Here is a 20,887-nt window from a genome sequence, read left to right on the forward strand (position 1 = left end):
ACTTTAGTGCTTAAAACACGCAACTAATCTTATACAACAACGTTGTGTGTAATGTAAAAATCGTGCTAAAATTGAACATTTGAACTAATAAAGCCAACGCTCAAACAGCACATTTATTTTTTTGCCGACACGAAATCCAACGCTAAAAAAAATAAAAGAGCTGTTTTTTGCCAACGCACGAAATAGTACTAACTTTAAAAACTAAAGATAAACATAAATTAATATGGCAATAAACAATTTAGCACAAGCTAAAAAAGCCAAGAATGACGAATTTTACACCTTATACTCTGACATACAAAAGGAAATACAAGCATATCTTGACTACAATCCAAATGTATTTAAAGGTAAAACAGTTCTGCTTCCCTGTGATGACCCTGAATGGAGTAATTTCACTAAATTTTTCGCACAGAATTTTGAACGTTTCGGAATAAAAAAACTGATTAGTACAAGTTATGCACCAAATAGCAAACCTTATCAACTCGGATATCAAGTAACACTATTTGAAGAAAGTGCACCACAATACGATAGTAGCAAAACTGAAAGTCAAGGAAAAATATTTACTTTAGAAAGAGACGTAACAGAAGATGGAAGAATTGACGTTGAAGATTTAGAATGGAATTACCTTAAAGGAGATGGAGACTTTAGAAGTGAAGAAGTAATAAAATTAAGGGATGAAGCAGATATTATTATAACTAATCCACCATTTTCATTATTTCGAGATTTTTTACAATGGATAATCGAAGCAGATAAGCAATTTGCTATTATTGGAAATATAAATGCGATAGCATACCAAGAGGTTTTTGCTTTAATTGCACAAAATAAAATTTGGTTAGGTACTGGAATGGGAAGATGGATATCTGGTTTTATTGTTCCAGATACTTATGAACTATATGGGACAGAAGCAAGAATCGATAATGAAGGTAATCGAATTGTAGCAACAAATAATTGTCTTTGGTTAACAAATATTGAGCACGGAAAAAGATATCAACCATTAAAATTAATGTCTTTAGATGATAATAATAGGTTTAACAAAAAACTAAAAAAGAAACCTGCATACGAGAAATATGACAATTATGATGCTATTGAAGTTCCTTTTACAGATGCAATACCTTCAGACTTTGATGGTACAATGGGAGTTCCAATAACATTTCTTGACAAGTATAATCCAAATCAATTCGAAATAATTGGTATTATGGCAACTACCAAAATAAATGAATACAATTTTGGATATCCATTTGTTAATGGCAAAAAAATATATGCTCGAATTTTAATTAAAAAGAAATGAAAACAACATTAAGAAGCGAAATAACTGTCAAAGAAATTTGTGATGGTTTCGTATATAATGAAGCAGAAGGCAAAGGTCTTTTTGGTCTTTCTGGAACTTTAACAATTCAACCAGAATATCAGAGAAATTATATTTATGCAGATGGCAAAAAAGATGTTGCAGTTATAGAAAGCATCTTAAAAGGTTATCCTTTAGGTCTAATTTACTTTAATACATTAAAAAATGGTCATTTTGAAGTTTTAGATGGTCAACAAAGAATTACAAGTATTGGTAGATTTCTAACTTTCAAATTCCCTATTAAAGATGGAAACGGAATGGAACAATATTTTGATAGTTTACCAATTGATAAGCAGAAAAAAATTGAAGAGGCAAAACTTCTGATATTCGAATGTGAAGGAGAAGAAAGTGAAATTAAAGAATGGTTTAAAACAATTAATATCGCTGGAGTTCCACTTAACGCTCAAGAACTTCGAAACGCAATTTATTCTGGTCAATTTGTTACGCTTTGCAAAGAAGAGTTTAGCAATAGTCAAAATGCAAATATTCAGAAATGGAATGCTTACATAAGAGGTAGTGTTGATAGACAAGAAATTCTTGAATGTGCTTTAGATTGGGTTAGTCTAGGTAAAATCGACAACTATATGAGTAGTAATAGAAAGGAAAGCAACATTAAGGAATTAAAATCATATTTTAATAGTGTCATTGATTGGGTATCAACAGTTTTTATTGATGTAGAAAAAGAAATGTGTGGTTTGGAATGGGGTAGATTATATGAGAATTACCATAAAACCGCTTACAATCCAAGAAAAGTTTCTGAACAAGTAAGAGAACTTTACGGAGACCCATTTGTGAAAAATAGAAAAGGTGTTTTTGAGTATATTTTAGGAGGTTCAATTGACACAAAATTATTGCAAGTAAGAGTTTTTGATGAAGCAACAAAAAAATCTACTTATGCACAACAAACAAAAATAGCAAAAAGCAAAAGCACATCTAATTGTCCTTTGTGTGCACTTGGAAATAATTCTAACAAAACAAAAATTTGGAAAATTAATGAAATGGATGCTGACCACGTAACTGCTTGGAGTAAAGGAGGAGCAACTGTAAAGGATAATTGCGAAATGCTTTGCAAAACTCATAATAGAGCAAAAGGAAATAAATAAAAATAGGAACTGAATAATGCCAACGCTAAAAAGCCATACACATTTGCAATTCGCACCAGCCAACGCTACGCCAAAAATTACAAAAGAGTATGTCTTGCCAACGCACACATTAGAACTAAAAACAAACATCGGAAAACCAAGCAGAACGCAAAAACACTACACACAACAACGTGTATAAAACATAGCTATTATAGGCTTTCCGAGAGGTTTTTGCTTATTTATTAAGTCCGCCAAATTTTTATTTTTGTATATTTAGAATTTAAAAGATAAATAGAAAAAATAAAAATTCGGCTCGTGCTAAATCCGAAAAGTTAGCGTTTATTTACACGCTACGTTTCATACACAAAACCGTTGGCAACAAGCTGAAAATGAAACACGCATTGAACATATTACTTCTGATTTCAACTTTGATTTCGTGTAAAAATCAATCGAAATTAAAAACGGAAATTGCTCAAATAGAGAAAACTGAATTAATTAAAATAACACAAACTGATTCAATATCTGAATTGTGGAATGTTTTAGTTTTCGAAAAAGGTGGTTGTTTAGGTGGAGAACAGTACGTAAGTGAAACGGAGTTTAAAAGAGAGGGAAAACTACTCGTTTTTAGCGAAATGGATTGGAAAAAATTCTCGGATAACGACAAAGGAAAACTGACTGAATTTCTAATTACCAAACTTTCTGACACAACAAAAACGAAAGTCCATACTTGCCCATTTTTTGGAGCTACAAACGGAGAAATGGCTGTTTATTCACTTCAGCACATTCACAATAAGAATTGGTTTGACTTTTCAGAGTTTAAGGAATATAAAGACAAAGAATATAAAAGTGCGACTGAACAACCACAAATGTGGTTACAGAATATATTGAAAAACGAAACCAACAGAAAAAAAATAGCGGAACTGTATAAAAACGAACTGAAAAACTAAAATGGGATATAAAAAAGTCTGTCTTAATTGCCAGAAATCATATAATCGACCTTTTGAAATTGAGAAAATACGTAGTTCTCAATGTCCTCAATGTGAAAATCAAATGGAAGAATTATCTCACTTGTTTCAACCACCAAAACAAAGTAATAATAAAAAATGGGATGTTGTCCGATTTCTAGTCAATAATGGATTTAAATATTACCACGTTTGGGAAACTATATTTAAGAACTCTAAAGGAGAGATAACAGGATATCAGAATTACGTCAAATATCCTGAATCTATGAAAGATGCCAAAGAGTTCGTTGAGAAATATAAAGAGCAAGCAGTTACTGAATAAAGCCAGTTGCCAACAACGTGTATAATTCATTGCTAGTACTCGCCTACTTGGAAATTCCTTCGGAATTTCCTCTGGTTCGTTTTAGTTTACTAATTTAGTTGCTGAAACACGCAACGAAATCATACACAAACACGTTGTACACAAGCTAAAACCAGCCGCATATTTTAGCACTTTTGGTTTTTGCCAACACTTAATTCCAACGCTCGAAAAACCAAAAGAGCTAAAATTTCCCAACGCTTTTGACAATAATTCGAATAATTTGACTATTTTTGTCAAAATAATATTTGTCTTATGAAATCATTTGGAGAAATAATTAGAAACGCAAGGGAAGAAAAAAATTATATTCTTCGCCACGTAGGAGCTGAACTCGACATTGACCAAGCAATTATTAGCAAATTTGAAAGAGGAGAAAGAAAACCGACAAAAGAACAAGTGTTTAAGTTTGCTAACTTTTTTGAACTTAATAAAAACGATTTATTAATCGCTTGGTTAAGTGACAAGGTTGTTTACGACTTGGAAAATGAGCCATTTGCTGAACAAGCTCTAAAAGTAGCAGAAGAAAAAATACAATATTTAAAATCTCAAAACAATGGATAAAAAACTTAAAATAATTGACCTTTTTGCAGGTATTGGAGGAATAAGACTTGGATTTGAGAAAATTGGAGCTGAATGTGTGTTTTCATCAGAATGGGACAAACACGCACAAGATATGTACGAAGAAAATTACGGAGAAAGACCAGTTGGAGATATAAATGATGTAAATCCAAAAGATATTCCCGACCACGATTTTCTTTTAGCAGGTTTTCCTTGTCAACCTTTTAGTATTGCAGGAAAACAACTCGGGTTTGCAGACACAAGAGGAACATTATTCTTTAATATTGAAAAAATATTAGAAGAAAAAAAACCTTACGGTTTTTTACTTGAAAATGTTAGTCGTTTAGTTACTCACGATAAAGGCAGAACATTTAAAGTTATAATAGACAAATTGGAAGGTTTAGGTTATACAGTTTATTACAAAGTATTAAATACTATAGATTTTGGCTTACCTCAATTAAGAAAACGTATATATATAGTTGGTTTTAAAGACAAAATACATTTTCAATTTCCAAAACCTGATGGAACTAAATTGACTTTAGAAGACATTTTAGAGCCTGAAAAAGATATTCCAAGTAACTATTACGTTAGTGAAGAAATCAAGAAAAAAAGACTATCAAAAGTAAAACCGAATGCACCTTATCCATCTATTTGGCACGAAAATATTGGTGGAAATATTTCTGCCCTTCCACATTCTTGCGCATTACGTGCAGGAGGAAGTTACAATTATTTATTAGTAAACGGAGAGAGAAGATTAACAGGTAGAGAAATGTTGAGACTTCAAGGTTTTCCAGATAGTTTTAAAATAAATGTTGTCTATACTCAAGCAAGAAAAATTGCAGGAAACAGCGTAACAGTAAAAGTCATTGAACTTATTGCAAAACAAATTCAAAAAGCAATAGAAGACAACAAACCAAAACAAATTTATAAACAACTAGAATTAGAATCAATCGCAAATGGAACTTACGGAAGCTAAAGCGTCTTTAGACAACATTATTAGAAAAGCTCGTGTACATCTATACAAGCCAATTCAAATAGCTGAAATATTATACAGAGATAGAGTTGAACAAGATATCGATTTATCCGAATTAGAAACTTACAGAACAAAATCTAAAAAATGGAGAGATTTAATTTGTATTCCATTTCTTGGAAGAACAAGTACTTCTTCTGCTAAATATCAAGATGACTTATTTAATGTTGCAGCTGTTCCACCTACAGCAATTTCTGTTCTTGGAGAAGAAAACAGAAATAAAAACGGAATTGTCGAATCTTACATTTATGACAGATTCAAACAACGATATGGACAAATGTCAACTGCTTTAAACTATTCTCGTGATGCAAATAAAGAGACTTTTGATTTAGAAGAATTTATCGACCTTTTTTGGAAAGAACCAGGTTTAAGGAGAAGTCTTGACAAAATTTATGAAATTATAGTTTACTCGTTATTTAGCGCAATAGTGGATGAACTTGACGTTAATATTGAAGTTAGTTTAAATCCTGCTAAAATTGACGTTTTAAAGGAATTTGAATCATTTGCAGAAAAAGTAATTTGTATAAATTCAGAAAATACAAGCTTCAAATCAAAAGCAAATATTAATAGAGTTGGTGTAACAAATGCAGCTGACAGAGGTCTTGATATGTGGGCTAATTTTGGTCCAGCAATTCAAATAAAACATTTGTCGCTTAATGAAAAACTTGCGGAAGATATTGTTGCAACTGTAACTTCTGACAGAATTGTAATTGTTTGTAAAGATTCCGAAGAATCTGTAATTAAATCATTGCTTAATCAACTTGGATGGAAATCGAGAATACAAAGTATAATAACCGAATCTGAATTAATTGAATGGTACGAAAGAGCATTAAGAGGAAGTTTTGCAGATGCAATTGGAGACAAATTATTAAAATCAATAAGTGACGAAATAATGTTAGAATTTCCATCAGCAGACAATTCGGACTTTATGGAGTTTTATAAAGGAAGAGGCTATGATAAATTAACAGATGAAAATTGGAAATAAGCCAACGCTAAAAGCCATACACATTTGCAATTCGCTTCAGCCACCACACAAGCCAAAAATTGCAAAAGAGTATGTCTTTCCCAACGCTAGCAAGTTTGCGGAAAGAAAAAGCCAGTGTACAACACCGTATAAAATTAATTGCTAGTTTTTGCTTATTTACGAAAGTTCTCGCAGACTTTAAATTTGTGTTTTATTTACTAATTTCATTACTTAAAACACGCAACTAATCTTATACAAACACGTTGGCAACAATTAAAAAAAGAAACTATGAGAAAATATTTAGGATATTTATTACTTCTAATTTTTGTGTCATTAGTAGTATTCAGAATTTATTCGAATATTATAATTAAACAGGAATTAACAGGTCATTTAAAAAGAGCTGCAGATGCAAATAGTATTGAACTTGCTTCGAATGAATTAAAAACTGCTTTAGAATATATTGAAAAAAATAATTTGACAAATGGTTATACTTCAATAATTTATAAAACACCAGATGAGGATTTAGGTTTTTGGTACAGCAATTTAAAAGCAAGCAGACTAGAACTTGAAAAAACTAAAAATTCCACTTCATTGGAAAAAACAAACGTACTTTTAAAATTAAGAGAAACGCTATTAGACGAAGGAGAAAAAGGAAGTCGAATAACATATCCAAAAGGAATTTCGATATTTCCGAATAATAAGTTAATTGCAATATTGTTTCTAATTTCATTGGTTTTTATTCCAATATTTTTTATTGAATTAATGAAGTGGGAAAAAGAGGAAAAGCGAAAAAAGAAAGAAAAGAAGAAGTCGAAAAAAATGAAAACTGAAATATAAAAACTGTTGCCAACACCGTATAAAATTAATTGCTAGTTTTAGCCTACTTACGAAAGTCCTCGCGGACTTTCTATCTGTGATTTATTTGCTAACTTTAGTGCTTAAACCACGCAACTAATCTTATACAACAACGTTACCACACATATGAAAAAAACGCTGAAATCAATATTCGTCTTTTCGATTTTGACCTTGTTTTTCTGGAATTGTAAAGAAGAAAAAGTCATAAGTGAAACGGAATTTGAACAAAACGTTTTCTACGAAGTATTTCCTGCTATTTTAGATTCAATCTACTACGAGAAAAGACTAGCCCCACCACCACCGCCACCGCCCGAATTTTTCCAAAAAGAAGAATATAAAAACGATATTGACAAAGGAATTCAGGACTATAAACAAACTGACAAGTATAAAAACGATATTAAAAAATGGGAAAGAAAAAAAGACTTTCTGGAAAGAGATAATGCTTTAATATATTTAGTGATTTCTGATTCTATTGGTGGATTTGAAAAATATAAAATTGACCTTAATAGACTGAAATCAAACAATGAAAAGATTAAATTCAAATATCGCTCGGAATTCCCAAATGGACGTGAATTTTGGCGAACTGAATATGACTTTTTTATTGCAGCAAGCATTCACTTTGGTGGAATAATATTTGACAAAACTAAAAATACTGGCGTGCTGAATGGAGGTTATACTATGGGAATTTTAAACGGAAGTGGCTTTAGAATTTTTATCAAGAAAAATGACAGCGGAAAATGGATAATAGATAAAATTGAGGGAACTTGGATTTCGTAAATAAAATACGTGTGGTAACAACGTATAAAATTAATTGCTTGGTACGAGCCTACTAACGAAAATCCTCGCGGATTTTCTATTCGGTTTGTATTTGCTAAATTCGTTGCTAAACCACGCAACTAATCTTATACAAAACCGTTGTAAAACATTTAGACAAACCATTGAACATAGTAATAGACGATAAAGAAATAGTTGCTTTAAATGAATTTGAATTAGGCTGGAGATTTGAAAAAACTCATTGTCCTGATATTTCTGAATCTGAAAAAAACCAAATTAAACCAGTTTCTGTAATGGAATCGAAAAGACTGAATAAGGTCATTGACTATTTCGAACAGGAATATAATTTAAGAGAAAAATTTACTCAAACGGATTGGATAAGTGCGAATGCAGAAAGTGATGAGAAAATTGAGCGGTTTAGAAACCAACTCGAACTGACTCTGGAAAAATGGGACGAAGAAATAATAATAACTTGGCATCGGAACATTACGCTGAAAACATCAAAAAAAATATTCATAAAATATTGGTCTGATTTTTTATATCCGAGTTCTGATGATGTAACTCTGATTTCGGAAAAAACAAATTGGATAATGTTTTACCGACATTTTGAAGTAGCTAATATTTGGACAAGAATATCTAAAAATTTAACAACGGAATAAAAAACGTTTTACAACAACGTATAAAAATAATTGCTATTTTGTGCTTAAATAAAGGTAGTTGCGTATTTGCTACATCTGAATTTCCTTCGGAAATTCCTCGCACGCAAACCCGCAACTATTCTTATACAAAACCGTTGTGCGTCATTAAAGCAACACTCTCGAAAAAAGAAAAATGAGTCGAAAAAAATGGACATCTGAAAAAATATTCACTCGACTGCTGAATAATAAAACGCAAAAAACTTTTTGGGAAAATATTAGTGAATTAAGAAAGAGACCAAACAAAGAAGTCTATAATCAAGCATTTAAACTGGCTAGTTCTGAAAGGGATAAGGAAAAAATTATTGGAATTTATGTGCTAGCACAATTAGGCTTTGACCCAAGATTTCAACAAAAGAAAACAGTAGACTTATATTTCAAACTATTAGAAAATGAAAAGTCACCAAAAGTGATATCTGCAATTTTATCTTCAATTGGTCATAATAACGAAAATATTAATGAAAACAGGATTTCAAAATTAGTTAAATACAAAAACCATAGTTTTTCAGATGTTAGATTTGAATTGGTACTTGCGTTATCTTGTTTAGAAAATGAAAATGCTATAAGAACTCTTATAGAATTAAGTCAAGATAAACATTCTGATATTAGAAATTGGGCAACTTGGGCACTAGGAACACAACTCGAAACTGATTCTGAATTAATCAGAACTGCTTTATGGAATAGAATCTCGGATAAAGACGAAAGTGCAAGATTCGAGGCTATTTCAGGCTTGGCTCAAAGAAAAGACAATCGCATAACAGAAATTCTAAAAAAAGAGCTTGAAAAAATTGACAATTTTGGTTCTCTAATTTTAGAATCAATCGTAAAGTTTGACGACAAGAGCTTTATTCCTCTCATAAAAAAACAAATAGAAACAAATAGAAAAGCAAAAAAAGTAAATGAAGATTGGCTTGTTGACACTATTAATGAACTAAATAAATAACGAACGCACAACACCGTGTATAATTAATTGCTTTGGCAAGTGCTTATCTGGAAAATTCCTTCGGAATTTTCCCTGGTTCGTATTTGTTTACTAAATTAGTTGCTTAACCACGCAACTAACCATACACAAACACGTTGTAAGTAATGCCGAAAAACCCAGAAACCAAGTGAATAAAACAATATTTGAAATTACCAAAATGGATTGTCCTTCAGAGGAAAATCTTATCCGAATGAAATTGGACGGAATTTCAAGCATTGCGAATTTGGACTTTGATATTCCGAATCAAAAATTGACCGTTTTTCACAGCGGAGAAATTGACCAAATCGAAAAGTCCGTTATCGAATTGAATTTAGGTGGAAAAAAAATCTCAACGGAACAAACCGACCAAACGGAATTTAAAGAAAACGAAAATCAGAAAAAACTACTTTGGTCTGTACTTGCCATAAATTTTGCTTTTTTCATTATTGAAATGACAACAGGAATTATCTCAAAATCTATGGGACTTGTTGCCGATAGTTTAGATATGCTTGCGGACAGTTTTGTGTACGGAATTAGTTTGTTTGCGGTTGGCGGAACAGTAATAAAGAAAAAACGGATTGCCAAACTTGCTGGATATTTTCAAATAATACTTGCGATTATTGGATTTGTAGAAGTCTTGAGAAGATTTTTCGGAAACGAGAAACTTCCCGATTTTTCAACAATGATTATAGTTTCGATTTTTGCACTTATTGCAAACGGAATTTGTCTTTATATTTTGCAAAAGTCAAAGAGCAAAGAAGAAGCACATATGAAAGCGAGTATGATTTTCACTTCGAATGACGTGATTATCAATTTGGGAGTAATTATTGCAGGAATTTTAGTGCATTATTTGAGTTCTAATAAACCTGATTTGATTATCGGAACAATTGTTTTTGCATTGGTAATTCAAGGAGCATTTCGGATTTTGAAATTAAGTAAGTGAACTAAAAAAGCACTACTTACAACAACGTGTATAATTAATGGCTGGTTCTCGCCTACTTACGAAAATCCTTGCAGATTTTCTATTTGGTTTTTATTTGCTAAATTAGGTGCTTAAACACGCCACTAATCATACACAAAACCGTTGGCGGTAATTTGAAAATGCGAAAAACCAAGAAATTTTTTAGGTCGATTTTAATAATTGTAATTCTATTTTTATCACAAAATAGTTTTGCAAGTCCTCAAATGCCAGATTACATAATTTACAAAGGAGATACAATTCCGATTTATAATTTAATACTTGAAAAATATTTTCAGAAAATAGAAAAGTCTGATAAGGGAAGTTTATTCGGACTAAAATTTAGAGAAGGTGCTTCTTTAAATTGTTGGAGAGGTTATCAAGCAATTTATTTGATTGAAAATGACAGTTTATTTCTTAAAAACTTTATTGATTGTGGAGAACGAAAAATTGACCAATCAGCATCTGAAAAAAGAATTAATGAAATTTTTGGCAATAAGCAAATCAACGGAAAAGTATTTATAGATTGGTTCTCTGGCGATTTTACTATACCAAATGGAGAATTATTGAGATGGGACGGAGTTTTTCATAAAACATTTGAAAATGAAATATTGATTGAAGTGCAAAGTGGAAAAGTTCTTAAGGTTTCCAAAATTGAGAATTATGTAGATAACCCAAAACGAATTAATAGAAAATATGGAGATACGATTTCTAAAGTTATGTTCAATGAATTGTCTAAACTAAACTGGATAAACAAAAAAGACTTTGATTGCTCTGAAAAATATCTTGTTACAATTGGAAAAAAAGGAGAAGTTACCAAAGTAATTATGCCTGAATATCAAACGAAAAAGGAAATAAAGGAATTTTGGGAACGAAATAAATATAATTTTTGTCTTAAAACTGTTATGAAAGGCTTGCGAGATTTGAAATTTGACATTCTGAAAATGAATGGTAAACCGATTGAGGAAAGTGTTTATTTGGAAATTTGGATTGAAGATAATGGAAAAATTGAAAATTGGACTGAATAAAAAACTACCGCCAACACCGTATATAATTTATTGCTAGTTCTAGCCTACTTACGAAAATCCTCGCGGATTTTCTATTCAGTTTTTATTTGCTAAATTAGGTGCTTAAACCACGCAACAAACCATATACAATCACGTTGTAAGTAATATGAGAAAAACGCTATCGATACTAATTTTGGTTCTGATTTTTTCTTGTGAAAAGTCTGAATATAAAGCGATTGACTTTGGCTCGTTTGAAATTACTGTACCTCAAAACTGGAAAGAATACAAAGTTAAAGGAATCGACAGTTATGTTGGCGGATTAGTAACGAATGAACAAGATACTTTGATTTTTGATTTGGGTTGGTATTCTGGAGATTTGACAAAAAATATTGAAATACTTGTGTTTAGTGAAACCGAATATTCTGAATTTTCTGAAAACCAAAAGAGTCGATTAGAAAAGGTAAAACATTTGATAGTCGATGATGAATTTACTGCTGAATATGACGCAAAAGAATATCTAAAATATAAATTTACAAAAGACAGTATTGCTTGCTTTTCAGGGAAATTTATTGAGCCAACCAACAAAGGTTTTGGTGCGAGCGGAATTTATATTGACAGTATAAAAGGAAGCAGAAAGAATAATAATAAAACATCAATGAGCTTTTATGGAAATGATTTATCGGAATCCACTCAAGCGGAATTTTTCAAAGCACTGAAAAAGATGGAATTTAAAGATTATTGCGAATAAAAATACTACTTACAACACCGTGTATAATTAATTGCTTTGGTCGTTGCTTATTTGGAAAATTCCTTCGGAATTTTCTCGCGTTCGTTTTTGTTTACTAAATTAGTTGCTTAAACACGCAACTAACCATACACAAACACGTTGTGTGTAATTATACGGAGAACGTATGAATGTAACATTTCTTCCATTTTTAATACAAATAATTGAATGCTAAAATCACTATGAGTCAGATAGTTATAAAAATATGAAATTAGAAATTCCGAATACCTTCCCAAAAGAGATGTCGAATGAAGAAATCCAGCAAGTGATTTCTGATTGTGCTCATAGAGCTACAATTGTAACCAAACCAAACGTAAATGTTAGTTTAGGAGCAAATTACTATGTATCAATGATTGAGCTGGGACAATCAGAACTTAATAATAGAATTCAGTCTGGACTTTTAGATTTAATTAAAAAAGAAAACGCACAAAATAAAAAATCCACATTTATAAATTGGTTATTAACTGGGCTAACAATTGCTTTAGCTCTAATAACTCTCTTCATCGGGAATAAAGCATTAGGATTTGCAGAATCTGACCAAAAATCAGATGAAATCTGGCAAACTGAACAAATTGAATTACTGGAAAAACAAAATCAGGAACTCAAACAATTAAATCAAAAAATAACAGAAAGAGTAAAAACGGATTCAATAAATTAAACCTATGTATAAATCAAAAGTTTGGATTCATAAAAGTGTAGAGGAACTATCTAATAATAGTGGACACTTTTGGATTAATTATACTTTTTTAGACGAGCCAAAAGCTGGAGATATTATAAAAGTGACTAATGAAATGGCTGAAGATATTGCAGATGAAGAACTTTGGAAAAGGGAATATGGACCAGGTAATTATATAGTACAAACCGCAGCGAATATGTTCGACCCAAAAATTCACGATGGATTTTCTTTCTGTGTAATGACTTTGAAAGTAGAATAAATAATGAAGAAATTTGAAAACATAAAAAGGTTCCTAAAACAAATAAAAGAATCACCTGAATTAAGTTCAATTGCAGAGGACAAAAAAGTTAGTATTCTTTTAGGAATTCTTGAACCTACAATTGGACCAATAGTTGATTCACTACTTTTAGGAAAAGTAAGAGATAAAAATCTTAATAATAAATTTGAGGAATTAGATAGTAGATTAGAAAATAGGATAACTGAAGATGATGGAATTCAATTAATTAACATAATTCAGGAAAACCGACAAATGCTATGGACATCTATTGCAAATCATCAAGCATTAATTGATGAACATAATTTATTAAAAAATACAATTTCAACATATCTAGCAATACCTAATAATCAAAGCAAAACATTTAAACCTTCTAAAGATTTTAAATTTATAGTTATAGCTGGTGCTTCTGGAACAGGGAAAGATGTGCAATTAGAATTATTGGAAAAACACCAATTTAATAAATACAGGCATTCTGACGTCTTAAAGAAGTTTTCTACTAGAAAAAAAAGAAACCACGATTCAGAATATTATAAATTTATGACTGAAAAAAGATTTGATAGCCTAAAAGAAAAAGGAAATGTGTTATTTCCTTATAAGAAAAGAAGTTATCAATATGGCTTTGACAAAGTTCAATTTGTTAGAGACGCAACAGGAAATAATCTATTGTTTTCAATCTTTACAGAATTTGAGATGGCGGAAAAAGCTAATGCTTTTCTGAAAGAACTGGGAATAAATGTTCAGTTCATTTTATTTAATGCTTCAATTCAAGATTTAACTCGAAGAGCTTGGCATCGTAACTTCTCAAGAGATGAAGTAAAAAGAAGAATTACATCAGTCGAACAAGATATAATGTTCATTGAACAAAATAAAGAAGTACTTTCTTCAATTTATGATTTTGTAGAAGTTGGAGATAATAGGTCAATCATTGAAATTCATAATGATTTAGTTAAATTAATAGATAAATAACTACACACAACAACGTGTATAATTAATTGCTTTGGTCGTTGCCTATTTGGAAAATTCCTTCGGAATTTTCTCGCGTTCGTTTTTGTTTACTAAATTAGTTGCTTAAACACGCAACTAACCATACACAAACACGTTGCCATTAATTAGAAAATGATAGACTTCGACAACTTATGGGTAGATATGGAATGTCCAAAATGTGGATATCAAGATGAAATACAGTTGATTGATGCTAAAACTGAGAAAACTATTTACTGCCATAATTGTAAAATTCAAATAAGACTTTCCGATAGTGAAGCTTCTGTCCACACAGGAATTGACAGTATGACGGACGCATTGAAAGAACTTGAAAACACATTAAAGAATTTCGGAAAATGAGCTACTCAAACCATAATTTAAGAACTGATTTACAAGAATGGAAAAACAGATTATATCGAGCACCATACGCTCAATTTGGTAATCAATTAAAATATTTACTCAACAATCTTGATTCGAACTCACAAATAAAGGGACTTATTCAAGAGACGATAATTAAACACACTTATACTAAAGAAGAGTTTGACAAACAGACTGAACGCGAAAGAAGAGGTGTCGATATGGAATTTGAATCCGAAATACACCAAACAGCTTATTGCTATCAATTTCTGAAATATATAATTAAAGAAGCTGGAAATTATAACCTACATAATCTAATTATATTTTCTCGTAGAGATTTCAACGAAACCAAAACCAAAATTGTTGAGGATTATATTTCACCAATAATCTATTATTTACACGATAAGCTTGATAAATCAAACTCAACAATTTACCTATTAGAAAAGTATAAAAGGCGAACAGAATGGTTTACAAAAAAGGAACTTTTCGACAAGTACCAGACAGCAGACAAAAGCTATGAACAAATATTAGAAGATGATTTAAGATTATTCCTTTTTGACCAAGGAATCGACTATCCATTTTCTACACCAACTTCTGCCTCTGGAAGAGCTGATATAATAGGAGAAATTGAAACGGATGACCCTTTGGTAGTTGAGATAAAAATTTTCGACAGAGAAAAAGGGTATGGAAAAGAAAGAATAAAAGATGGATTTAACCAAATCGTAAAGTATGCAAACGACTACAATAAAGACGTTGGTTATTTAGTGATATTTAATATGGACAAAGCTGAATTGAATTTCAATTTAGCTGATAACAGCAATGTTTTTCCGCCATCCATTCAATTCAACAATAAGATTTTTTACTTCATAGTTATAAATTCTGCAAATAATCTCACAGCAAGTAAGTCAGGGACAATTCAGGAAATAGAAATTACGGAAAAAGAACTAACGAAAAAATAACTAATGGCAACAACGTGTATAGTTAATGGCGGCTTACTGCTGAATATCAAGTTCTTGGCATTTAATAAACGAAGAACTAAACCGAAAGTTAAGTACTTTTAAATCCGCCACTAACCATACACAAAACGTTGCCAGTAATTAAAACAAAAATCAACATCTGAATATGAACCTAGCCAAGACCATTAAAAAACTATTGACTAAACGAAAAATTCCTGATGTTAATTCAGAATTCAATCCAGAAAAAGAAATAAAATTAACCGATCAAGACGGTGAACCTTTTGCATTTAGAGGTGAGCAAAAAAATAATGAGCCTAATGGTTTTGGAGAAGCATTATTCGAAAGTGGTGATATTTACTTAGGCTATTTTAAGAATAAAAAGAGAGAAGGAATTGGAATGTATAAATGGAAATCCGGTGACTATTATGTTGGAAATTGGTCTAATAACAAAAGAAAAGGTTTTGGAGTTAACTATGTAAAAGGTTTTGAATCAGTAGTTTTTGGAGAATTTGATGGAGTTAAACTGATTCAAGAAGATGGAATTATTACAAAGCGTTTGAATCATAACCATTGTGTTATTTGTGGAAAAAACAAAAAACTTGTAAATCTACTTATCGCTGGAGGAATAAGTAACAGAGCAATATGCGATAGTTGTGCAATTATGGCTTTGCAGACTTTAAAAAAAGAAATGAATTATTCAGAAACTGAGTTGTTAGAATTAATAAATAAAACTACTGGCAACACCGTGTATAATTAATTGCTAGGTCACTGCCGACTTACGAAAATTCCGCTGGAATTTTCTATCTGTGATTAGTTTGCTAACTTAGTTGCTTAACCACGCAACTAACCATACACATCAACGTTAGGCACAAGTTGTTCGAAAATCCTTGTAGATAGAATGAAATTTATTGAATTTAGTATACTAAATGACGCTCAAAATAGTATAAAGTGGACTATAAAGAAGAAATAATAAAATATTTAAAAAACACAGAAGGAAATTTGCAAGGTGAATGGACTGATGATATGACTCCTTTTAGTATGCTTGCTGCTTCCGCTGAAGAATATCTTCATGAAAATAAGAATGAAGGAAAAATTGCAGCATTATTTATCTATCAACAATTATGTATTGAAATGATGAAAGTTTTAATTATATATTCAAATTTCTATGAAAAACTAGCAGTTTACCCTACTAAGAAGGAATTTAAATCTTTCAAGGAAAATGTTTCCTATAGTGAAGTTCTGAATGAACTTAAATATAAAATTGAATTTAAAAATAAAAAGAAACTAATACAGAAAATTAAAGAAATTAATGATCTTAGAAACAAATTCGGACATGAATTATTTTCTCAATGGTGGAAACATGATATACAAAAGGATTTATTAAATCTTTATGAAAAATTTGAAAACATATTTGAAATTTACGGAATCTGTCAATATGATTTAATTCAAAAAATTAAGATTTTAAAGGCAAAACCTGAAATAGAAAAATTATATAAATAAAGATAAAACCAGTGCCTAACACCGTATAAATTTTATTGCTAGTTTTAGATCACTTGGGAAATTCCTTCGGAATTTCGCTGTTCGTGTTTTATTTAGTAAATTCATTGCTTAAACAACGCAACAAAGCTTATACAACAACGTTGTAAATAATACCCAAAAACATCACGAACGAATTGAAAAAACGATTTTTACTCTTATTTGGAATTCTGATTTTACTTGTTGTTGGGTTTTTCATTTCTAAAAAAATCAATCTAAATCCGAATTATGAAGTCGGACAAAAAATTGATAGTCTGAATGGTGTTGCAGTTTATTATAATGGTGGAGTTGGAAATGTGGACGGAAGAACTTTATCGAAAGATGGTTATAATCTTGGGCTGAAATATCAATGCGTGGAATTCGTAAAACGATATTATTACGAAGAACTGAATCATAAAATGCCTGACAGTTATGGTCACGCAAAAGACTTTTTCAACTCACAAATCAAGGATGGAGAAATAAACAAACAGCGGAATTTAAAGCAGTATAAGAATTCGAGTAAATCCAAACCGAAAGTAAATGATTTAGTCATTTATTCTGCAACAACGCTGAATAAATATGGACACGTTTCAATTGTTTCCAAAGTAACCGAAAACGAAGTTGAGATTATTCAACAGAATCCTGGTCCTTTTGGAAATTCAAGAGAAAAATATGACTTGATTAATGAAAGCGGAAAATGGAAAATAAAAAATGACCGAATTTTAGGTTGGTTAAGAAAATAGCGAAAAAGTACTATTTACAACAACGTGTATAATTCATTGCTAGTTATAGCCTACTTACGAAAGTCCTCGCGGACTTTCTATCTGTGATTTATTTGCTAACTTTAGTGCTGAAACACGCAACGAAATCATACACAAAACCGTTACCTGCAATTATGAAAATGATACTGCAAATAATAATCATATTACTATTAACGAGCTGTTCAAATGAAAAATTGAATGACAACAATCAGCTTACAATAGATGAATCAATAGATTTCGATTTGGGAATTTCGTTTCCGCCAGTTGCAGACGAAGAACAGCGAATATTTACAGCACCATTATTAAATGACTTAAACGTAAATTCTATTCGTATTGGAGAAGATTGGAGTTTTAGAGAACCTTTTGAAGGTCAATTTAACTGGGAGCCACTTGATGAAAGAATTAATTGGGCTGAAAATAATGGAATTGATTTACTTTTAACAATACAATCAAATGGTCCAGATTGGGCTTGTGGCTCACAACAAAATGGAAATTCTTGTGTTTTTAATGATAATCAGAAATTCAAAAACTATATTGAACAACTTCTACAACGCTATCCAAATAGAATATCTAAAATTCAGTTCGGAAACGAATGGCAATCAGATTTTTGGTACATAGGTAGTGAACAGGATTTTGTTACTGTGAATAATATTGTTTACAATGCAATTCAACAATTTTCACCCCAAACAAAATTTGTTTTAGGTGGGTTTACTGCAATCTCTTTAAGATTTTTAGCAGGTTGTAATGGCGTCATTGATGAATTTTATGACGATGAAGGAGTTTTATACAACAGAGAATTTTTAGATAATAACTGTAATAGTCAGGAAATTCAGTCAGTCGTAAACCGAATTGACTATGTTTTACAAAATGCACTTTACAATGAAGTTGATATTCATCTATATGATGATGCAGAAAACTGGAGAATATATTTTAACAATTTTAAAACGATGGTTAACAAACCGATTATTATTACCGAGTTTGGAGGTCCAAATGTTAATATAGAACCTATTTCAGAAACGTATCAAAGTGAAAGGTTAGAATATTACATTAGAACGATTGACAGTTTACAAATAGAAGAAGCATATTTTTTTAAGTTAGTGGAAGGAACTAACAATCCTGCTCACTCTGAATCTGGATTAATTAACAATCCTGAATTGACTAAAAAACTGAATTATTTCACTTTTAAAGAATTAAACAATCGATAAAATAACTGCAGGTAACAAAGTATAAAAAACATAGGGCATTTGCGGCTTAACCGAAAGTTCTGTGAATATTTACAAAGTCCGCTAAATATAAAATTTGGCGTTTATAGTAGAAAAGATAAAAGCAAAATATTTATATTTAGCTAAGTAATAAACTGAAACGATAGTGTATATTAACTGCCCTACGTTTCTTATACGTAGACGTTGCCATTCATTTCGGAACGCACTCTGAATCGAAAAATTATAGTTTATGAAAACTGACTATAGTTGAGTAAAATAAAAATTAAAATAGCATCGGATTTTTTAGTTCGTTTGTGTAAGCAGAAACTGAATTGAAAAGTATAGCGGAATAACACTCTAACTGAATTTACTCAACGCTGATAAAAAAATAAATGAACCAAATAAGTGGAAAAAAAATAATTATTTCAGGATTGGTTTCATTGAAATTAAATCTTGAAGAATATCTTATTCCTATTAGGAGTCAAATTATAAATCAAGGTGGAAAAATAATTGGAGAATTAGTTCAAAGAAGAGGAGTTTCTAGAAGTAAAAAACCAGGAGGCTCAAAAATGTTAGATTTACCTCTTAGTTCTCGGACATATATTAGTAAAGGAAAAATTGAAGAACTAAAAAAATTATCAAACAATCTTAATCCAGATATTATTGTGTTTATTAATAATCTAACTGAATCTCAAATACAAAATATTGAGAATTTGATTGAAATAAAAGTTGAAAAAATAATAGCGGAATAAAAAACGAAATGGCAACAACGTGTATAATTCATTGCTAGGCTCTAGCCTACTTACGAAAATCCTCGCGGATTTTCTATTCGGTTTGTATTTGCTAAATTAGTTGCTGAAACACGCAACGAAATCATACACAAACACGTTGGGCACAAGCAAAAAACTGTAACTTAATGAAAACTAAAACGATTGACATAAATGAATCCACAATAAAAAAATATGTAGAATCTTTACGTCCAGAAAATCTTGAAATCCGAAAACAAGTAGATATTGGATATTCTTATGATGGAAAAATTGTAATTCTATTTGAAATAAGACCTGAATGGAACAATCCAGAAAAAATGCAACAAATTGATTTTGCAAAAATTAGACATTATAAATCAAGAAAAGAATGGAATTTATATTGGATGCGAGCAAGTGGAAAATGGGAACTTTACGAACCATTTCCTGAATCTACTCATTTAGGAAAAATTATTGAAATTATAAAGGAAGACAAACACGGTTGCTTCTATGGATAATTTAAAGCAGAATATAATTAGAGAAATTGCGCAAGAATTGGATTGCGGAAATGAATGCTATTATAATTTAAAAACAAATGAAATTATAGCAATTCCAAATTTTTCACAAGTTTCAGACGAAGAAGAATTTAAAGAAATTTTCTGCAAAGATTTGGAAAAGATAAATGGAAATAAAACAGGATTTATAAAAATTGAAATACCTGAAAGTTTCCAATCTTTTAAAATAATGGAACGATTTGTCGTGCAATTAAACGATCAAAACTTTAAGTCGGAATTACAAGATATTTTAGGAAATAAAAAACCATTTCGGAATTTTAAGAATACAATTGACCAATCTGAATTTCGCCAATCTTGGTTTGATTTTAAACAAAAAGAATTAGAAAAAACAGTGGAAAATCAATTAAAATGAGAAAAGCCAGTGCCCAACACCGTACAAAATTAATTGCTTGCTTTTTGCTTACTTGCGAAAATCCTCGCGGATTTTCTTTGTCAGTAATTATTTATTAACTTTATTGCTTAACCAACGCAACTAATCTTGTACAAACACGTTGTGCGTCATTAAAGCAACACT

General features: G+C 30.7%; 26 protein-coding genes. All 26 read left to right on the forward strand.

Going from position 1 to position 20,887, the window contains the following annotated elements; translation table 11 throughout:
• The first annotated feature begins 223 nt into the window (after positions 1-223).
• The 26 genes from SJY17_RS02325 (at position 224) to SJY17_RS02450 (ending at position 20,725) form a co-directional block, all read left to right on the forward strand.
• The gene (locus tag SJY17_RS02325; RefSeq protein WP_397363846.1) at positions 224-1,285 is read left to right on the forward strand and encodes an adenine-specific methyltransferase EcoRI family protein; all 1,062 of its coding nucleotides are present in this window, start codon (positions 224-226) and stop codon (positions 1,283-1,285) included.
• Positions 1,282-2,445: an HNH endonuclease family protein gene (locus tag SJY17_RS02330; RefSeq protein ID WP_397363847.1), complete on the forward strand. Its 1,164-nt coding sequence runs from the start codon at positions 1,282-1,284 to the stop codon at positions 2,443-2,445. The genes SJY17_RS02325 and SJY17_RS02330 overlap by 4 nt, the downstream gene beginning before the upstream one ends.
• Before the next feature lie 16 nt (positions 2,446-2,461).
• Positions 2,462-2,623, forward strand: coding sequence for a hypothetical protein (locus SJY17_RS02335; RefSeq protein WP_397363848.1), 162 nt, complete (start codon positions 2,462-2,464; stop codon positions 2,621-2,623).
• Positions 2,624-2,813: 190 nt separating this feature from the next.
• Entirely contained in the window at positions 2,814-3,371 is a 558-nt protein-coding gene (locus SJY17_RS02340) for a hypothetical protein (protein WP_397363849.1), read from the forward strand.
• Between the two features lies 1 nt (position 3,372).
• Positions 3,373-3,708, forward strand: a complete 336-nt coding sequence (locus SJY17_RS02345; RefSeq protein WP_397363850.1) for a hypothetical protein — start codon at positions 3,373-3,375, stop codon at positions 3,706-3,708.
• Positions 3,709-3,999: 291 nt separating this feature from the next.
• Complete coding sequence (locus tag SJY17_RS02350; RefSeq protein ID WP_397363851.1) at positions 4,000-4,305, forward strand: helix-turn-helix domain-containing protein; 306 nt, start codon at positions 4,000-4,002, stop codon at positions 4,303-4,305.
• Positions 4,298-5,278, forward strand: coding sequence for a DNA cytosine methyltransferase (locus tag SJY17_RS02355; RefSeq protein ID WP_397363852.1), 981 nt, complete (start codon positions 4,298-4,300; stop codon positions 5,276-5,278). The genes SJY17_RS02350 and SJY17_RS02355 overlap by 8 nt, the downstream gene beginning before the upstream one ends.
• Positions 5,259-6,317 (forward strand): HaeII family restriction endonuclease, encoded by a 1,059-nt coding sequence (locus SJY17_RS02360; protein ID WP_240550677.1) that lies wholly within the window; start codon positions 5,259-5,261, stop codon positions 6,315-6,317. The genes SJY17_RS02355 and SJY17_RS02360 overlap by 20 nt, the downstream gene beginning before the upstream one ends.
• Before the next feature lie 267 nt (positions 6,318-6,584).
• Entirely contained in the window at positions 6,585-7,133 is a 549-nt protein-coding gene (locus tag SJY17_RS02365; RefSeq protein WP_397363853.1) for a hypothetical protein, read from the forward strand.
• Positions 7,134-7,277: 144 nt separating this feature from the next.
• The gene (locus SJY17_RS02370) at positions 7,278-7,928 is read left to right on the forward strand and encodes a hypothetical protein (protein ID WP_397362268.1); all 651 of its coding nucleotides are present in this window, start codon (positions 7,278-7,280) and stop codon (positions 7,926-7,928) included.
• A 161-nt stretch (positions 7,929-8,089) separates the two neighbouring features.
• On the forward strand, positions 8,090-8,584 hold the full coding sequence (locus tag SJY17_RS02375; RefSeq protein WP_397363855.1) for a DUF2947 family protein: 495 nt from the start codon (positions 8,090-8,092) through the stop codon (positions 8,582-8,584).
• 172 nt (positions 8,585-8,756) lie between these two features.
• On the forward strand, positions 8,757-9,563 hold the full coding sequence (locus SJY17_RS02380; RefSeq protein ID WP_397363856.1) for a hypothetical protein: 807 nt from the start codon (positions 8,757-8,759) through the stop codon (positions 9,561-9,563).
• Between the two features lie 166 nt (positions 9,564-9,729).
• On the forward strand, positions 9,730-10,524 hold the full coding sequence (locus SJY17_RS02385; protein WP_397363857.1) for a cation transporter: 795 nt from the start codon (positions 9,730-9,732) through the stop codon (positions 10,522-10,524).
• A 242-nt stretch (positions 10,525-10,766) separates the two neighbouring features.
• Complete coding sequence (locus SJY17_RS02390; protein ID WP_397363858.1) at positions 10,767-11,567, forward strand: hypothetical protein; 801 nt, start codon at positions 10,767-10,769, stop codon at positions 11,565-11,567.
• 145 nt (positions 11,568-11,712) lie between these two features.
• A complete protein-coding gene (locus SJY17_RS02395; protein ID WP_397363859.1) occupies positions 11,713-12,294 on the forward strand; it encodes a hypothetical protein in 582 nt (193 codons plus the stop codon).
• A gap of 241 nt (positions 12,295-12,535) precedes the next feature.
• Positions 12,536-12,988: a hypothetical protein gene (locus SJY17_RS02400; protein ID WP_397363860.1), complete on the forward strand. Its 453-nt coding sequence runs from the start codon at positions 12,536-12,538 to the stop codon at positions 12,986-12,988.
• A gap of 4 nt (positions 12,989-12,992) precedes the next feature.
• Positions 12,993-13,265: a hypothetical protein gene (locus tag SJY17_RS02405; protein ID WP_397363861.1), complete on the forward strand. Its 273-nt coding sequence runs from the start codon at positions 12,993-12,995 to the stop codon at positions 13,263-13,265.
• 3 nt (positions 13,266-13,268) lie between these two features.
• Complete coding sequence (locus SJY17_RS02410; RefSeq protein WP_397363862.1) at positions 13,269-14,249, forward strand: hypothetical protein; 981 nt, start codon at positions 13,269-13,271, stop codon at positions 14,247-14,249.
• 371 nt (positions 14,250-14,620) lie between these two features.
• The gene (locus SJY17_RS02415) at positions 14,621-15,580 is read left to right on the forward strand and encodes a hypothetical protein (RefSeq protein ID WP_397362821.1); all 960 of its coding nucleotides are present in this window, start codon (positions 14,621-14,623) and stop codon (positions 15,578-15,580) included.
• A gap of 163 nt (positions 15,581-15,743) precedes the next feature.
• A complete protein-coding gene (locus SJY17_RS02420; RefSeq protein WP_397363863.1) occupies positions 15,744-16,334 on the forward strand; it encodes a ClpX C4-type zinc finger protein in 591 nt (196 codons plus the stop codon).
• 191 nt (positions 16,335-16,525) lie between these two features.
• Positions 16,526-17,077, forward strand: coding sequence for a hypothetical protein (locus tag SJY17_RS02425; protein WP_397363864.1), 552 nt, complete (start codon positions 16,526-16,528; stop codon positions 17,075-17,077).
• A 173-nt stretch (positions 17,078-17,250) separates the two neighbouring features.
• Positions 17,251-17,835 (forward strand): CHAP domain-containing protein, encoded by a 585-nt coding sequence (locus SJY17_RS02430; protein ID WP_397363865.1) that lies wholly within the window; start codon positions 17,251-17,253, stop codon positions 17,833-17,835.
• Positions 17,836-17,987: 152 nt separating this feature from the next.
• A complete protein-coding gene (locus SJY17_RS02435; protein WP_299797095.1) occupies positions 17,988-19,058 on the forward strand; it encodes a glycosyl hydrolase in 1,071 nt (356 codons plus the stop codon).
• 389 nt (positions 19,059-19,447) lie between these two features.
• Positions 19,448-19,807: a hypothetical protein gene (locus SJY17_RS02440; protein ID WP_397363866.1), complete on the forward strand. Its 360-nt coding sequence runs from the start codon at positions 19,448-19,450 to the stop codon at positions 19,805-19,807.
• Positions 19,808-19,971: 164 nt separating this feature from the next.
• Positions 19,972-20,316: a DUF3024 domain-containing protein gene (locus SJY17_RS02445; RefSeq protein ID WP_397363867.1), complete on the forward strand. Its 345-nt coding sequence runs from the start codon at positions 19,972-19,974 to the stop codon at positions 20,314-20,316.
• Complete coding sequence (locus SJY17_RS02450) at positions 20,309-20,725, forward strand: UPF0158 family protein (protein ID WP_397363868.1); 417 nt, start codon at positions 20,309-20,311, stop codon at positions 20,723-20,725. Before SJY17_RS02445 ends, SJY17_RS02450 begins: the two co-directional genes overlap by 8 nt.
• The last annotated feature ends 162 nt before the right edge of the window (positions 20,726-20,887 follow it).

Source organism: Olleya sp. R77988 (genome assembly GCF_044594215.1).
GTDB lineage: Bacteria > Bacteroidota > Bacteroidia > Flavobacteriales > Flavobacteriaceae > Olleya.

Coding starts and splice junctions, on each gene's coding strand:
- SJY17_RS02415 (WP_397362821.1), top strand. CDS start 14,621: ATGAGCTACTCAAACCATAATTTAAGAACTGATTTACAAGAATGGAAA.
- SJY17_RS02325 (WP_397363846.1), top strand. CDS start 224: ATGGCAATAAACAATTTAGCACAAGCTAAAAAAGCCAAGAATGACGAA.
- SJY17_RS02390 (WP_397363858.1), top strand. CDS start 10,767: ATGCCAGATTACATAATTTACAAAGGAGATACAATTCCGATTTATAAT.
- SJY17_RS02445 (WP_397363867.1), top strand. CDS start 19,972: ATGAAAACTAAAACGATTGACATAAATGAATCCACAATAAAAAAATAT.
- SJY17_RS02440 (WP_397363866.1), top strand. CDS start 19,448: ATGAACCAAATAAGTGGAAAAAAAATAATTATTTCAGGATTGGTTTCA.
- SJY17_RS02345 (WP_397363850.1), top strand. CDS start 3,373: ATGGGATATAAAAAAGTCTGTCTTAATTGCCAGAAATCATATAATCGA.
- SJY17_RS02405 (WP_397363861.1), top strand. CDS start 12,993: ATGTATAAATCAAAAGTTTGGATTCATAAAAGTGTAGAGGAACTATCT.
- SJY17_RS02330 (WP_397363847.1), top strand. CDS start 1,282: ATGAAAACAACATTAAGAAGCGAAATAACTGTCAAAGAAATTTGTGAT.
- SJY17_RS02400 (WP_397363860.1), top strand. CDS start 12,536: ATGAAATTAGAAATTCCGAATACCTTCCCAAAAGAGATGTCGAATGAA.
- SJY17_RS02370 (WP_397362268.1), top strand. CDS start 7,278: ATGAAAAAAACGCTGAAATCAATATTCGTCTTTTCGATTTTGACCTTG.
- SJY17_RS02395 (WP_397363859.1), top strand. CDS start 11,713: ATGAGAAAAACGCTATCGATACTAATTTTGGTTCTGATTTTTTCTTGT.
- SJY17_RS02355 (WP_397363852.1), top strand. CDS start 4,298: ATGGATAAAAAACTTAAAATAATTGACCTTTTTGCAGGTATTGGAGGA.
- SJY17_RS02350 (WP_397363851.1), top strand. CDS start 4,000: ATGAAATCATTTGGAGAAATAATTAGAAACGCAAGGGAAGAAAAAAAT.
- SJY17_RS02420 (WP_397363863.1), top strand. CDS start 15,744: ATGAACCTAGCCAAGACCATTAAAAAACTATTGACTAAACGAAAAATT.
- SJY17_RS02450 (WP_397363868.1), top strand. CDS start 20,309: ATGGATAATTTAAAGCAGAATATAATTAGAGAAATTGCGCAAGAATTG.
- SJY17_RS02410 (WP_397363862.1), top strand. CDS start 13,269: ATGAAGAAATTTGAAAACATAAAAAGGTTCCTAAAACAAATAAAAGAA.
- SJY17_RS02435 (WP_299797095.1), top strand. CDS start 17,988: ATGAAAATGATACTGCAAATAATAATCATATTACTATTAACGAGCTGT.
- SJY17_RS02335 (WP_397363848.1), top strand. CDS start 2,462: ATGCCAACGCTAAAAAGCCATACACATTTGCAATTCGCACCAGCCAAC.
- SJY17_RS02340 (WP_397363849.1), top strand. CDS start 2,814: ATGAAACACGCATTGAACATATTACTTCTGATTTCAACTTTGATTTCG.
- SJY17_RS02360 (WP_240550677.1), top strand. CDS start 5,259: ATGGAACTTACGGAAGCTAAAGCGTCTTTAGACAACATTATTAGAAAA.
- SJY17_RS02380 (WP_397363856.1), top strand. CDS start 8,757: ATGAGTCGAAAAAAATGGACATCTGAAAAAATATTCACTCGACTGCTG.
- SJY17_RS02365 (WP_397363853.1), top strand. CDS start 6,585: ATGAGAAAATATTTAGGATATTTATTACTTCTAATTTTTGTGTCATTA.